This window comes from Yinghuangia sp. ASG 101, assembly GCF_021165735.1.
GTDB lineage: Bacteria > Actinomycetota > Actinomycetes > Streptomycetales > Streptomycetaceae > Yinghuangia.
Genome location: NZ_CP088911.1, coordinates 4643728 through 4656650 on the forward strand (window position 1 = coordinate 4643728; position 12923 = coordinate 4656650).

Annotated in this window: 11 protein-coding genes; 8 read left to right on the forward strand and 3 right to left on the reverse strand. The window is 72.9% G+C overall.

Going from position 1 to position 12923, the window contains the following annotated elements; all coding sequences use genetic code 11:
• The first annotated feature begins 43 nt into the window (after positions 1-43).
• On the forward strand, positions 44-1084 hold the full coding sequence (locus LO772_RS19930) for an NAD-dependent epimerase/dehydratase family protein (RefSeq protein ID WP_231773378.1): 1041 nt from the start codon (positions 44-46) through the stop codon (positions 1082-1084).
• On the forward strand, positions 1077-2291 hold the full coding sequence (locus LO772_RS19935) for a lysophospholipid acyltransferase family protein (RefSeq protein WP_231773379.1): 1215 nt from the start codon (positions 1077-1079) through the stop codon (positions 2289-2291). The genes LO772_RS19930 and LO772_RS19935 overlap by 8 nt, the downstream gene beginning before the upstream one ends.
• A 170-nt stretch (positions 2292-2461) precedes the next feature.
• On the opposite strand, the gene LO772_RS19940 is transcribed toward LO772_RS19935, so the two are convergent.
• The 3 genes from LO772_RS19940 to LO772_RS19950 form a co-directional block, all read right to left on the reverse strand.
• Positions 2462-3790 carry a DUF5667 domain-containing protein gene (locus tag LO772_RS19940; RefSeq protein ID WP_231773380.1) on the reverse strand — a complete coding sequence of 443 codons (1329 nt, stop codon included), beginning with the start codon at positions 3788-3790 and terminating at the stop codon, positions 2462-2464.
• A 145-nt stretch (positions 3791-3935) separates the two neighbouring features.
• Positions 3936-4721: an ECF subfamily RNA polymerase sigma factor, BldN family gene (locus LO772_RS19945; RefSeq protein ID WP_231773381.1), complete on the reverse strand. Its 786-nt coding sequence runs from the start codon at positions 4719-4721 to the stop codon at positions 3936-3938.
• 619 nt (positions 4722-5340) lie between these two features.
• Positions 5341-6327, reverse strand: a complete 987-nt coding sequence (locus tag LO772_RS19950; protein ID WP_231773382.1) for an HAD family hydrolase — start codon at positions 6325-6327, stop codon at positions 5341-5343.
• Between the two features lie 141 nt (positions 6328-6468).
• On the opposite strand from LO772_RS19950, the gene LO772_RS36370 reads away from it, so the two are divergent.
• The 6 genes from LO772_RS36370 (at position 6469) to hemB (ending at position 12851) form a co-directional block, all read left to right on the forward strand.
• Positions 6469-6822, forward strand: coding sequence for a glutaredoxin family protein (locus LO772_RS36370; protein ID WP_443089291.1), 354 nt, complete (start codon positions 6469-6471; stop codon positions 6820-6822).
• 171 nt (positions 6823-6993) lie between these two features.
• Positions 6994-7758 (forward strand): redox-sensing transcriptional repressor Rex, encoded by a 765-nt coding sequence (locus LO772_RS19960; RefSeq protein ID WP_231773383.1) that lies wholly within the window; start codon positions 6994-6996, stop codon positions 7756-7758.
• Between the two features lie 82 nt (positions 7759-7840).
• Positions 7841-9304: a glutamyl-tRNA reductase gene (locus LO772_RS19965; protein WP_231773384.1), complete on the forward strand. Its 1464-nt coding sequence runs from the start codon at positions 7841-7843 to the stop codon at positions 9302-9304.
• The gene (gene hemC / locus LO772_RS19970) at positions 9301-10245 is read left to right on the forward strand and encodes a hydroxymethylbilane synthase (protein WP_231773385.1); all 945 of its coding nucleotides are present in this window, start codon (positions 9301-9303) and stop codon (positions 10243-10245) included. The genes LO772_RS19965 and hemC overlap by 4 nt, the downstream gene beginning before the upstream one ends.
• Positions 10242-11849: a uroporphyrinogen-III synthase gene (locus LO772_RS19975; protein ID WP_231773386.1), complete on the forward strand. Its 1608-nt coding sequence runs from the start codon at positions 10242-10244 to the stop codon at positions 11847-11849. The genes hemC and LO772_RS19975 overlap by 4 nt, the downstream gene beginning before the upstream one ends.
• 3 nt (positions 11850-11852) lie before the next feature.
• Entirely contained in the window at positions 11853-12851 is a 999-nt protein-coding gene (gene hemB, locus LO772_RS19980; protein WP_231773387.1) for a porphobilinogen synthase, read from the forward strand.
• Positions 12852-12923 lie beyond the last annotated feature (72 nt).

Below are 12923 nucleotides of genomic sequence, written 5' to 3' on the forward strand. Positions count from 1 at the left end.
AGTCGCCTGCCGTGATTCACCCACTCTCGGGGGTGCTACACCGATGAGCAAAGTCGTGCTGGTCACCGGGGTGACGCGCGACCTCGGAGGCCGTTTCGCGCGGCTGATCCTGCGCGCTCCCGGTGTGGAGCGCGTCATCGGCGTCGACGCAGCCGAGCCCCGCCACGAACTCGACGGCGTCGAATTCGTCCCGGCCGACATCCGCAACCCGATGATCGCCAAGGTCATCGCGTCGGCGGCGGTCGACACCGTCGTGCACATGAGCCCCGCCGAGACCCCGCCGACCGGCTACCCGGGCACCTCGACGTCGGCGAAGGAAACCAACGTCATCGGCACGATGCAACTCCTCGCCGCGTGCCAGAAGGCGCCGTCCGTGCGCAACCTCGTGGTCCGCTCGACCACCGCCGTCTACGGCGCCTCCCCGCGCGACCCGGCGATCTTCGAGGAGGACATGGAGCCGCGCGTCCCGCCGTCGCGCGGCTGGGCCAAGGACGCCGTCGAGATCGAGGGATACGTCCGGGGCTTCGCCCGCCGCCGCCCCGACGTCCCGGTCACCGTGCTGCGCTTCGCGCCCATCCTGGGCCCGACGATCGCCTCGCCGATGGCCGACTACTTCGCGCTCCCCTTCCTGCCGACCGTACTGGGCTACGACCCGCGCCTCCAGTTCCTGCACGAGGACGACGCGCTCGACGCCCTCAGCGTCGCGGTCGCCACACACGAGTCGGGCACGTACAACATCGCCGCGGAGGGCGTGCTGACGCTGTCCCAGGCCGCGCGCCGGCTGGGCAGGCCCGTCGTCCCGGTGCCGTCGCGCGCGATCGGGGTCGTCGGCCAGGGGCTGCGCCGCGTCGGTGCCGCGGATCTGTCCGCCGAGCAGGTCCGGCTGCTGACCCACGGCCGCGTCGTCGACACCGCGCGGGCCCGCGAGCGCCTGGGCTTCGTCCCGCGCCGCACCACCGCGGAGGCCTTCGAGGACTTCGCCCGGGGCCGCGGCCTCCGCGGCCCGCTGTATCCCGAGCGCGTCGGCCAGGTGCCGGACCGCCTCGCGTCCCTACTGCTCACCAGGAGGAGCCCGGATGGGTGACGCCCGGATCATCCCCTTCGACGGTTCCGCGGGCGGCTCCCGGGGATCCGGCGGTCGGGGCGCGCGGCGGCCCGGCAACCGCGGCACACGGTCGGAGACCGCGGCCGGCGGACCCCAGGCCCGCCAGGTGCGGGACGAGTTGGTGATCGAGGAAGCCGAGGACGACGTCCCGGTACGCGAGTCCCCGCGACGCCGCACCACCCGGCGCGGCCCCGTGCACGCCGTCGACACACCCGCCCCGGACGGCGACGCCACCGGCGACGCAAACGCTCCCGCCGCCCCCGGCCCCCGGCTCGGCAGGCTCGCGGGCGCGCTGGCGGGCGTCGTCGGCGGCGCCGCGCGCGGCCTGGCGGACGGGCTCGCGGGCCCCGGCTGGGAGGACAAGGCGGCGGACGGACTGGCCTTCGTACGCCGCCGCATCACGGGCGACTACGAGGTCGACGAGTTCGGCTTCGACCCGGAGCTGACGCACGCGGTCCTCCTGTCGATCCTGCGCCCGCTGTACGACAAGTACTTCCGCGTCGAGGTCCGCGGCCTGCAGAACGTCCCGGACGAGGGCGGCGCGCTGATCGTCGCCAACCACTCCGGGACGCTGCCGCTCGACGCGCTGATGACGCAGGTCGCGGTGCACGACCACCACGCGCGGGCCCGCAACCTGCGGCTGCTCGGCGCCGACCTCGTGTTCCAACTCCCGCTCGTCGGCCAGCTCGCCCGCAAGAGCGGGCATACGCTCGCGTGCCACGCCGACGCCGAACGCCTGCTGCGGCAGGGCGAGTTGGTCGGGGTCTGGCCCGAGGGCTTCAAGGGGCTGGGCAAGCCCTTCAAGGACCGCTACAAGCTCCAGCGCTTCGGGCGCGGAGGGTTCGTCGCGTCCGCCCTGCGCACCGGGGTGCCCATCGTGCCGTGCTCGATCGTCGGCGCGGAGGAGATCTACCCGATGGTCGGCAACTTCCGGACGCTGGCACGGCTCCTCGGCCTGCCGTACTTCCCGGTGACGCCGACGTTCCCCCTGCTCGGGCCGATCGGGCTGGTGCCGCTGCCGACCCGGTGGCACATCGAGTTCGGAGCGCCGATCCGCACCGACGCGTATCCGGCCCAGACCGCGGATGACCCGATGGTCGTCTTCAACCTCACCGACGAGGTGCGCGAGACCATCCAGCACACGATCTACCGCGTCCTCATGCAGCGCCGCTCGGTGTTCTTCTGACCGATCACGGGCGCGACGGTGCCCGGGCCGGGAAGGCCCGGGCACCCGCCGTGAGAGACGACGAGGGCACGGCGCCGGTGGCTCCGTGCACAGGGGTGCGTACCGTCGGCGGGATGCCCGGCCCGGGGACGTGGGACCCGGAGAGGGACGCGGACGTGACGCGGTGGCGCCTACTTCTCGGGCGACTCCGCCGGGGCGCCGCCGATGGTGATGCCGATACCCGGCAGGCCGGGGAGCAGGGGAGGCACTTCGAGCCCGATCGGGGGCAGCACCGGGAGCGGGAGGTTGATGTCCACACCCGGGTTCGGGCTCGGTGACGGCGTGGCCGTGGCCGTGGGCGTGGGTTCCAGCAACGGCACCGTGACGTTGGGCAGCAGCGAGCCGATGCCCGGCGAGGTGGACGGCTGCGGGGTCGCGGGGGTCTCGCCGGTGACGCCCGTCGGGGCCTGCCCCGGGATCTGCGGCACGGCGCCCGGCACCCCGGAGGCCGACGGCGGCGCGCCCGCCCCGGGGACGTGCCCCGGAACCCGCGAGGACCCGGTGCCCTGCACCGGGTCGTCATCGGAGCCGACGGTGCCGGCGGCGGTCTTGTCGAAGTCGTCGAACGTCCGGATGTCCTGCGGGCTGAGCACGCCCGGGATCGGCGTGACCTGGCGCCGGATGTCGAACAGCAGGTCCCATACGAGGTTGCGCTCGCCGGAGACCTCGCCCGGGAGGCGGTTGTCGATGCGGTCCATCCGCTCGGTGCCGGTCCGTGCGAACGCCGCCAGGTCGCGCATGGGGGCGATCTCGCTCGGGTCGGACGCCTCGTACGACTTGGTCAGCAGGTTGCGGCCCTTCTCGGCCTCGGTGCGCATGTCGGCCAGCACCGAGCGCAGGTGCCCGATCGTGGACTTGTCGATCGCGCCGTCGCCCTCGCGCTCCAACAGCCGCTCGGCCTCCGCGAGCCGCGTCCGGGCCTGGTCGAGGTAGCGCTCGCCGCGCTCCCGGTCGGAGCCGGCCAGCGAGAGTCGGAAGTCTTCGATACCGCGCTTGATGCCGTACGTCATGTCGCCCGGCAGCGCGTCGGAACTCGCCACCGCGATGCCGCCGAGGCCGCCCGCGGTCAGCACCATCGCCGTGCCGGCCGCCGCGAAGCGCCGCCGCCGGCGGACCGTGCGCTGCCGGGTGGCGAGGTCCACGCGCCGGCGCCCGCCCCGCGACGCCGCGGGCGCCGGCGCGGGCAGTGTGGCGGCCTCCTCGACCAGGCGGTTGCGCAGCGCCGCCCGGAAGTCGGCGGTCGGCGTCGGCCCTCCCTCGCCCGCCTCGCGCAGGGTGGCCGCGGTCGCCAGGGCCCGCGCGAGCTTGGGATCGCCCGCGGCACCTGTCGCCGCGGCGCCTTCTTCTCCCGGACCTTCCCCGTGGGTCTCCCCCCGGTCGGTCGCGGGACCGGTCTCCATCGTTTCGAGCGCGTCGGCGAATGCCGCCACACGACGCCGGTCCACAACCGCGATGCTCACGGGCCGCACCTCCTCTCCCCGGATGCCCGTCCAGGGACGTCTTCGGGTCGGGGGCCGTGATTCGGCTCCCCGCCGCGCCGCGCCCCCGCGGGGGCGACTATGTGGAAGAACGAGCCGACGGGCCCTGGGGTTACGGAAGTGTGATTCACCGCACGTCCTCCGGCAGCAAGCGGGCGAGTGTGCGGACGGCACGGTACTGCAGAGTCTTGATGGCGCCTTCGTTTTTGTTCATGATGCGTGCGGTCTCGGCCACCGAGAGGCCTTGCAGGAACCGCAGGGTGACGCACTCCTGCTGCTGGGGGTTGAGGCGGCGGACCGCGTCGAGCAGGGCGGCGTTGGAGAGCGATTCGAGGACGCAGTCCTCGGGGCTGGGCTCGACCTCGTTGGCGTCCAGCATCTCGCCGGTGGTCACTTCGAGGCGGAAGCGGCTCGACTTGAAGTGGTCCGCGACGAGGTTGCGCGCGATGGTGACGAGCCACGCGCCGAAGTCACGGCCCTGCCAGGTGAACGTGCCGATGCGGCGCAGCGCCCGCAGGAAGGTCTCGCTGGTCAGGTCCTCGGCGATCGCGCGACCGCCGACGCGGTAGTAGATGAAGCGGTACACCGTGTCGAGGTAGTTGTCGTACAGCTGTGCGAACGCCTCGCCGTCCCCGCCCTGGGCGAGTTCGACCAAGGCCATGATGCGTGCGGCCTCGCCGTCCGGGGCGCTGCCCCGGGCGTACCCGGAGCCGCGGGCGGGCCGCGCCGGTTCGGTGGTGCCGGTGCGTGCGGCCCGGCCGACCACTCCGGCGAACCCCCGCTCGCGGGCTCCTCCGGCGTCGGTCACCGCGGAGGCGATGGCGAGGTTGGGGGGCGAGGGGTCGAAGGCAGCGATCACCGCCGCTCGGAGCGTCGCAAGCCCGGTCACGTCAACCCGGACGATTCGGTGCACGGGACTCCCTGTTGCGTCGTCATCATCGGCGTCATGACTACATGTGCGAGAACGATCACCCATAGTAGGGAAAAGGGGGACCGCTGTGGGCCGATCGAGAATAACGCTTAGTAAAGACAGGAATACCAAGGGTGCTCATCGGCGTTGTGAAGCTACCGCCCTTGCCGGGTGAAGTGTGCCGATTGGGCGATTCCCGGGACGCGATCAGCGTGGGGTGCTATAAAGCGCACAACAGAGCGTCTTGGGCGTGTCCCGGAAAATCCCGCGGTGCGGGTGGTACGGCGCGGCTCCGGCCATGGCGGGCCCTCGTCGGCGGGCGCGGGGTGACGATCGCGTGCCCGACAAGGCGGCGCCCGCGGGCGGCGGGTGCGGTCGGCCCGCTGTCCGGCGGTCGCGGGGCCGACGGCGCCGGGGTCCCGGCGGTATTCGGCGGCGGGCCGCGGGTGCTCGGCACGGGCCGCTGTCGCCGCGTCCGGGGGAGAGCGGTGCCCCGCGAGCGGCTCGGCGGCTCGGGCGCGCGTTGGCGCGGCGGAGGGCCGCGGGCGGTCCCGGGTGCCTCGCCGTGGGGTTCGTGGGGGCCGGGGAGCGCGGCGCGGGTCGCGCCGTCCGGGGGAAGCCCTCAACTGAGGGCCGTGCGGCGGCGGACCGCGGTGCCCGCGGCCAGGGCGCCCGCGACGGCGCCGAGCCCGGCGGCGGCGGGGATGCCGATCCGGGCGGCCTTGCGCCCGGTCCGGTAGTCCTTGACGCGCCAGCCGTGTTCGCGCGCGTGGCGGCGCAGTTTCGCGTCCGGGTTGACCGCGCACGCGTCGCCGACGAGCGAGAGCATCGGGATGTCGTTGCTGGAGTCGCTGTAGGCCGAGCAGTCGGCGAGGTCCAAGTGTTCGCGGGCCGCGAGCCCGCGCACCGCCTCGGCCTTCGCGTCGCCGTGCAGCAGTTCGCCGACCAGGCGTCCGGTGTAGAACCCGTCGCGGGTCTCCGAGACGGTGCCGAGGGCGCCGGTCAGGCCGAGGCGGCCGGCGATGGTCGTGGCGATCTCGATCGGCGCGGCGGTGACCAGCCAGACCTGGCGTCCCGCGTCGAGGTGCATCTGGGCGAGGGCGCGTGTGCCGGGCCAGATCTTGTCGGCCATGTATTCGTCGAAGATCTCCTCTCCGAGCGCGGTGACCTCGTCGATGGAGTGGCCTTTGACGAACGAGAGCGCGGTCTCCTGGGCGTCGCCGACGTGGCCCATGTTCTCGCCGCCGAGCCGGAAGCGCGCCTGCTGCCAGCCGAAGCGCATGATGTCGCGTTTGTCGAAGAAGCGGCGGGCGTACAGGCCGCGGGCCATGTGGAAGATGGACGCGCCGCGCATGACGGTGTTGTCGAGGTCGAAGAACGCCGCGCCGAGCACGCGTGGTCCGGCGGCCTCGGCGGGCGGGCCCGGAGGGGGCGGCGCGTCGGCCGCGTCGGCCGCCTCGGCGGCACCGGTGGCCGCGGCGTCGGCACCGGCCTCGGCGGCCGGCGGGCCGACGGCGGCGTCGGTGGCCGCCGGATCAGCGGCGTCGTCGCCCGCGGTCTGGGCGCGAGTCAGCGAAAAACCCCGAATATCCCGGCGCAGGACAGCCATGCGGCGAGCGTAACGGGGTTGCGTGGCGCCTGTGTGGCCGACGTGCGGCGGTTCGCTGTCAGTCGGGTGATGTGTCGGGGCCGGACGGGGGTCGGAGCCCCGGAACCACCCGTTCGGCCCTGCGGAGGGGACAATCGAACGGTGGCTATCTTCCGTCGGCGCGATGCCGCGACCGAATCCGAGAACGCGTCCGGTTTCCTCCCGGCCACCGAGTCCGCTCCGGAATCCGGTGGCGGTTCCTCCGGTTCCGCCGGGGCCGGCGGGCGGCGGGTGACGATGCTGAGCCGGCCGGGCTGCCATCTCTGCGACGACGCGAGGGCCGTGATCCTGCGCGTCACAGGGGAGTTGGGGGTCGCGTTCGACGAGGTGGACATCACAACGGATCCCGGGCTGGAGGAGGAGTACCGCGAGCAAATTCCGGTGACGCTTGTGAACGGGCGTCAACACGACTTCTGGCGGGTCGACGAGCGGCGGTTGCGTGCCGCCCTCGCGTGATCGCGAGGTTACCGACGCGTCACCTTGTGTGAGCGATTTCACAGGGTTGGCCGGGAACCAACGCGTGATGCATGTCACGACCTGCGGACAAAACGGACATCAGCTTTGTGCACACGTTCACAAAAGCCTAACCTGGCAGTCGAAACCGCAGGTCCCACCCACAGGAGCACCGTGGCTACAGGCCGTACCGAGCGACCGGCACACCGGGGACGCGGTATTCCCGAGGCGACGGTGGCACGGCTCCCGCTCTATCTCCGGGCACTGAGCGCGCTCTCGGAACGCGGTGTGCCGACCGTGTCCTCGGAAGAGCTCGCGGCTGCCGCCGGCGTCAATTCCGCCAAGCTGCGCAAGGATTTGTCGTACCTGGGTTCCTACGGCACCCGCGGTGTCGGGTACGACGTCGAGTATCTCGTCTACCAGATCTCCCGCGAGCTGGGCCTGACCCAGGACTGGCCGGTCGCCATCGTCGGCATCGGCAACCTGGGCCACGCGCTGGCGAACTACGGCGGCTTCGCGTCCCGCGGGTTCCGCGTCGCCGCGCTGCTCGACGCGGATCGCGCGGTGACCGGGCAGCGGATAGCCGGCATGGTCGTGCGGCACATGGACGACCTCGAACAGATCGTGCGCGACGACCGTGTCTCGATCGGGGTCATCACCACTCCGGCGCCTGCCGCCCAAAGCGTGTGCGACCGCCTCGTCGCGGCCGGAATCACGAGCATTCTGAACTTCGCGCCGACCGTCCTCAGCGTTCCCGAGGGCGTCGACGTGCGAAAGGTCGATCTGTCGATAGAGCTGCAGATCCTGGCCTTCCACGAGCAGCGCAAGTCGGGCACCGACAGCGTTGCCCCCCGACAACTTCCCCCCGCCGCCCCCGGCGCCGCCGCAACCCCGGCCGGTGACCGCGGCGGCGATCTGCCCGAGGTGATGCCGGCGTGAACGACCGGACTTTGTACGCCTGTTCCGCTGTGACGCGGAGCGGCGGCGCGCGTGGGCGCGTCGGCCGCGGAGGGGTGCGAGTATGAGTGTCCTCGTCGTGGGGCTCAGCCACCGCACGGCCCCGGTCAGCCTGTTGGAGCGGGTCGCCATCTCCGGCGACGCGCTGGTCAAGCTGCTCCAGGACGTGTCCACCGCGGAGCCGGTCGCCGAGGCGCTGCTGCTGTCCACCTGCAACCGGGTCGAGCTGTACGCCGACGTGGACCGCTTCCACGGTGGCGTCGCCGACCTGTCCGGGCTCCTCGCGCGCCACACCGGCGTCGCGATAGACGAGCTGACCCCGCACCTGTACGTGCACTACGAGGAGCGGGCGGTCCACCACCTGTTCTCCGTGGCCTGCGGCCTGGACTCGATGGTGATCGGCGAGGGCCAGATCCTCGGCCAGCTCAAGTCGTCCCTCGCGCTCGCCCAGGAGTCCGGCAGCGCGGGCCGCGTGCTCAACGAACTCGCCCAGCAGGCGCTGCGGGTCGGCAAACGCGCGCACAGCGAGACCGACATCGACCGGGCCGGCCAGTCGCTGGTCACCGTCGCCCTGGAGCAGGCGGACGCGGCGGGCGCCGACGTCGGCGGCAGCCGCACGCTGGTCGTCGGCGCCGGGTCGATGAGCGCGCTCGCGGCCACCACGCTGCAGCGCCAGGGCGCGGGCAACATCGTCGTCACCAACCGCACGTACGAGCGGGCCGAGCACCTCGCGGACCAGGTCGGCGGCAGGGCGGTGCCGATCAGCGCGCTGCCGGAGGCCCTCGCCGCGGCCGACCTGGTGATCTCGTGCACCGGCGCGACCGGCCTGGTGATCTCCGCGGCCGACATCGAGGCGGTCGTCGCCTCGCGCGGCGAACGCGCGGTCGACCGCCCGCTGGTGCTGATCGACCTGGCCCTGCCGCGCGACATCGACCCCGCGGTGCGCGGCCTCGACGGCGTCCACCTGATCGACCTCGAACTCCTCGCGGACGCGGGCACCGGTGCCGCCGGCACCGCGGACGTCGACGTCGTCCGCCGCCTGGTCGGCGACGAGGTCGCCGAGTTCGCGACCGCGCAACGCGCGCTGACCGTCACCCCGACGGTGGTCGCGCTGCGCGCGATGGCCGCCGACGTCGTGCGGTCCGAGCTGGAACGGCTCGCCGGGCGCACTCCCGACCTCGACGCCAAGGAGCGCGGCGAGGTCGAGCAGACCGTACGGCGCATCGTCGACAAGCTGCTGCACGCGCCGACCGTGCGCGTCAAGCAACTGGCGTCCGAGCCGGGCGGGGCCTCGTACGCGGAGGCGCTGCGCACCCTCTTCGACCTCGGGCAGGGCCCGATGGCCGCGGTGAGCCGAGCCGACCTCGGCGCGGCCGGCACCGCCGCACCGGACGCCCGCGTCGACGTCGGCCAGGTACTCGACGCCGACGTGACCCGTGACACCGGCGCCCCCAGCGGAGTCGGTGGCCGCAATGGACGCAGCGGAGTCGGTGGCCGCAATGGACGCAGCGAAGGAGGTGCGGCATGACGGACAAGCCGCTGCGCCTCGGCACCCGCAGGAGCGCGCTGGCGATGGCGCAGTCCGGGCACGTGGCCGACGCGCTCACCCGGGCGACCGGGCGCGAGGTCGAACTGGTCGAGATCACCACGTACGGCGACACGTCGCGCGAGCATCTCGCGCAGATCGGCGGCACCGGCGTGTTCGTCTCGGCGCTGCGCGACGCGCTGACGGACGGGGCCATCGACTTCGCGGTGCACTCCCTCAAGGATCTTCCGACCGCGAGCCCCGAGGGTTTGGCCCTCGCCGCGGTCCCCGTGCGGCAGGACCCGCGCGACGCCCTGGTGGCCCGTGACGGCCTGACCCTGGGCGAGCTGCCCTCGGGCTCGCGTATCGGCACCGGTTCGCCGCGCCGCGCCGCGCAGTTGCGCGCACTCGGTCTCGGCCACGAGATCGTGCCGATCCGCGGCAATGTCGACACCCGCATCAAGTTCGTCTCCTCCGGCGAACTCGACGCGGTGGTGCTGGCCAAGGCGGGCCTCGCCCGGCTCGGCCGCGCGGACGAGGTCACCGAGATCCTCGATCCGCTCCAGATGCTGCCCGCGCCCGGACAAGGGGCGCTGGCGGTCGAGTGCGCGTCGTCGGACGCCGCGCTCGTCGAACTGCTCGGCGTACTCGACGATCCGGACACCCGGGGCGCCGTTCTCGCCGAGCGCATGCTGCTCGCCGAACTGGAGGCCGGCTGCTCGGCCCCGGTGGGCGCTCTCGCGGACGTGTCCGCGGGGGAGTCCGGCGGCGAGGAGGTCACCGAGCTGTACCTGCGGGCGATCGTCGCCGACGGCGACGGATCCCGCAGCGTACGGTTGTCCGCCACCGGACCCCTGGACGAGGCGGCGTCTCTCGGCCGTGAGCTGGCCGCCGAGATGCTTGCCCGGGGTGCCGCCGGTCTGATGGGGGAGCGCGTCCCTTGAGCCCCAGAGCGAAGAAGAAGCCCAGCGGAACCGTCACCTTCATCGGCGCGGGTCCCGGCGACCCCCGCCTGCTGACCCTGCGTGCCGTCGAGGTCCTGGCCGAGGCGGACGTCGTCGTCGCCGACGCGGCCACCCGCACCCGTGTGGTGTGCCATTGCCGCCCCGACGTGGAAGTACTCGACCCGGTTTCCGCCGACGACGGTGAGCCGTTGGCCGCCGCGGCGCGGGCCAAGCTGATCGTGACCGCCGCCCGGTCCGGCCGCACGGTCGTGCGCGGCATCGGCGGCGACCCGGTCGTCGACCAGGGGGTCGTCGACGAGATCGCCGCCGTCGCGAAGGCCAAGATCCCCTTCGAGGTCGTGCCCGGTGTGGCCGTGTCGACCGGCGTTCCGGCGTACGCGGGCATCCCCCTGACGGGCCCCCGCGCGAGCGGCGGTGTGCGCGTGCTGGACATATCCGAGGCCTCGATCGACTGGGCGACCGTCGGCTCGACGGACGGCATCCTCGTGCTGCGCGGCCCGGTCGACCAGATGGCCGAGATCGCGCAGGAGCTGGTCGCGGGCGGTCGCAAGCCGGCCACCCCCGTCGCGGTGACCACGCAGGGCACCACGACCGAGCAGCGCACGATCACCTCGACACTCGCCGCGGTCGCCGCCGATCTCAAGGCCGCCCGCGTCACCCTGCCCGCCGTCACCGTGATCGGCGACGTCGTCGGGCAGCGCGACGCGCTCTCGTGGTTCGAGACCAAGCCGTTGTTCGGCTGGCGGGTGCTGGTGCCGCGCACCAAGGAGCAGTCGGCGTCGCTGTCGGAGCAACTGCGGTCGTACGGCGCGGTTCCGCACGAGGTGCCGACCATCGCGGTGGAGCCGCCGCGGACCCCGCAGCAGATGGAGCGGGCCATCAAGGGCCTGGTCACCGGCCGGTACGAGTGGGTCGCGTTCACGTCGACCAACGCGGTCAAGGCGGTCCGGGAGCGGTTCGAGGAGTACGGCCTGGACGCCCGCGCCTTCGCGGGGATCAAGGTCGCCGCGGTCGGCGAGCAGACCGCCAAGGCGCTGATCGACTTCGGCGTCAAGCCGGACCTCGTGCCGTCGGGCGAGCAGTCGGCCGCCGGGCTGCTGGAGGACTGGCCGCCGTACGACTCGGTGTTCGACCCGATCGACCGCGTCTTCCTGCCGCGCGCCGACATCGCCACCGAGACCCTGGTCGCGGGGCTGGTCGAGCTGGGCTGGGAGGTCGACGACGTCACCGCGTACCGCACGGTCCGCGCGGCGCCGCCGCCGGCCGAGACGCGCGAGGCGATCAAGGGCGGCGGTTTCGACGCCGTGCTGTTCACGTCGTCCTCGACGGTCCGCAACCTGGTCGGCATCGCCGGCAAGCCGCACGCGGTCACCGTCATCGCGTGTATCGGCTCCGCGACCGCGAAGACCGCGGAGGAGCACGGGCTGCGGGTGGACGTCATGGCACCCGAGCCATCTGTGGGAGCCTTGGCGGAGGCGCTGGCCGAGTTCGGCGCGGCCCGCCGCACATCCCTCATCGAAGCAGGCGAACCTGTGACGAAGCCCAGTGAGCGTCGCCCGGGGTCGCGGAGGAAGGCGAAGTAACAGATGTCTGACGTATCGTCAGGGGCCGGTGGTTTCCCTCTCGTTCGACCGAGGAGGCTGCGCCGGACCCCGGCGGTGCGCCGCCTTGTCGCCGAGACGCGCCTGCACCCGGCGAACCTGGTATTGCCGCTGTTCGTCCGCGAGGGCGCCACCGAGCCGGTCGCGATCGGTTCGATGCCCGGCGTCGTCCAGCACACCCGCGACACGTTGCGCAAGGCCGCCCACGAAGCCGTATCCCTCGGTGTGGGCGGCCTGATGCTGTTCGCGATCCCGACGGCCAAGGACGCCTGCGGCACGTCGGGCACCGACCCGGACGGCATCATGCAGGTCGCGCTGCGCGACGTGGCCGCCGAGGTGGGTGACGCGACGGTGGTGATGTCGGACCTGTGCCTGGACGAGTTCACCGACCACGGCCACTGCGGTGTGCTGAGGCCGGACGGCACGGTCGACAACGACGCGACGCTCGTGCGGTACGCGGAGATGGCCGTCGCGCAGGCCGAGGCGGGCGCGCACATGCTCGGCCCGAGCGGCATGATGGACGGTCAGGTCGCGTACATCCGCCGGGCGTTGGACGCCGCGGGCTACGCGGACACCGGCATCATCGCCTACAGCGCGAAGTACGCCAGCGGCTTCTACGGGCCCTTCCGCGAGGCGGTCGAGTCGACGCTGCAGGGCGACCGCATGACCTATCAGCAGGACCCGGCCAACGCCGAGGAGTCGCTGCGCGAGGTGCTGCTCGACGTCGCCGAGGGTGCCGACATGGTCATGGTCAAGCCGGCCATGTCGTACCTGGACATCGTCCACCGCATCGCCGCCGAGGTGCACGTGCCGGTCGCGGCGTACCAGGTCAGCGGCGAGTACGCGATGGTCGAGGCCGCCGCCGCCAACGGCTGGATCGAGCGCGACCGCGTCATCCTGGAAACGCTCACCGGCATCCGCCGCGCCGGGGCGTCGACGATCCTCACCTACTGGGCCGCCGAGGTCGCCCGCAAGCTGCGCTGACGCGTCGGCTTCGCGGCGGGACGGCCGCGCGACGCCGCCGTGCCGAGCGCGACGTCGAGAGCGCGGAGGCCC

What these genes read in the sequence shown, in the direction of transcription:
- hemB (WP_231773387.1), top strand. Translation starts at nt 11,853, where the DNA reads ATGTCTGACGTATCGTCAGGGGCCGGTGGTTTCCCTCTCGTTCGACCG.
- LO772_RS19965 (WP_231773384.1), top strand. Translation starts at nt 7,841, where the DNA reads ATGAGTGTCCTCGTCGTGGGGCTCAGCCACCGCACGGCCCCGGTCAGC.
- LO772_RS19935 (WP_231773379.1), top strand. Translation starts at nt 1,077, where the DNA reads ATGGGTGACGCCCGGATCATCCCCTTCGACGGTTCCGCGGGCGGCTCC.
- LO772_RS19950 (WP_231773382.1), bottom strand. Translation starts at nt 6,327, where the DNA reads ATGGCTGTCCTGCGCCGGGATATTCGGGGTTTTTCGCTGACTCGCGCC.
- LO772_RS19930 (WP_231773378.1), top strand. Translation starts at nt 44, where the DNA reads ATGAGCAAAGTCGTGCTGGTCACCGGGGTGACGCGCGACCTCGGAGGC.
- hemC (WP_231773385.1), top strand. Translation starts at nt 9,301, where the DNA reads ATGACGGACAAGCCGCTGCGCCTCGGCACCCGCAGGAGCGCGCTGGCG.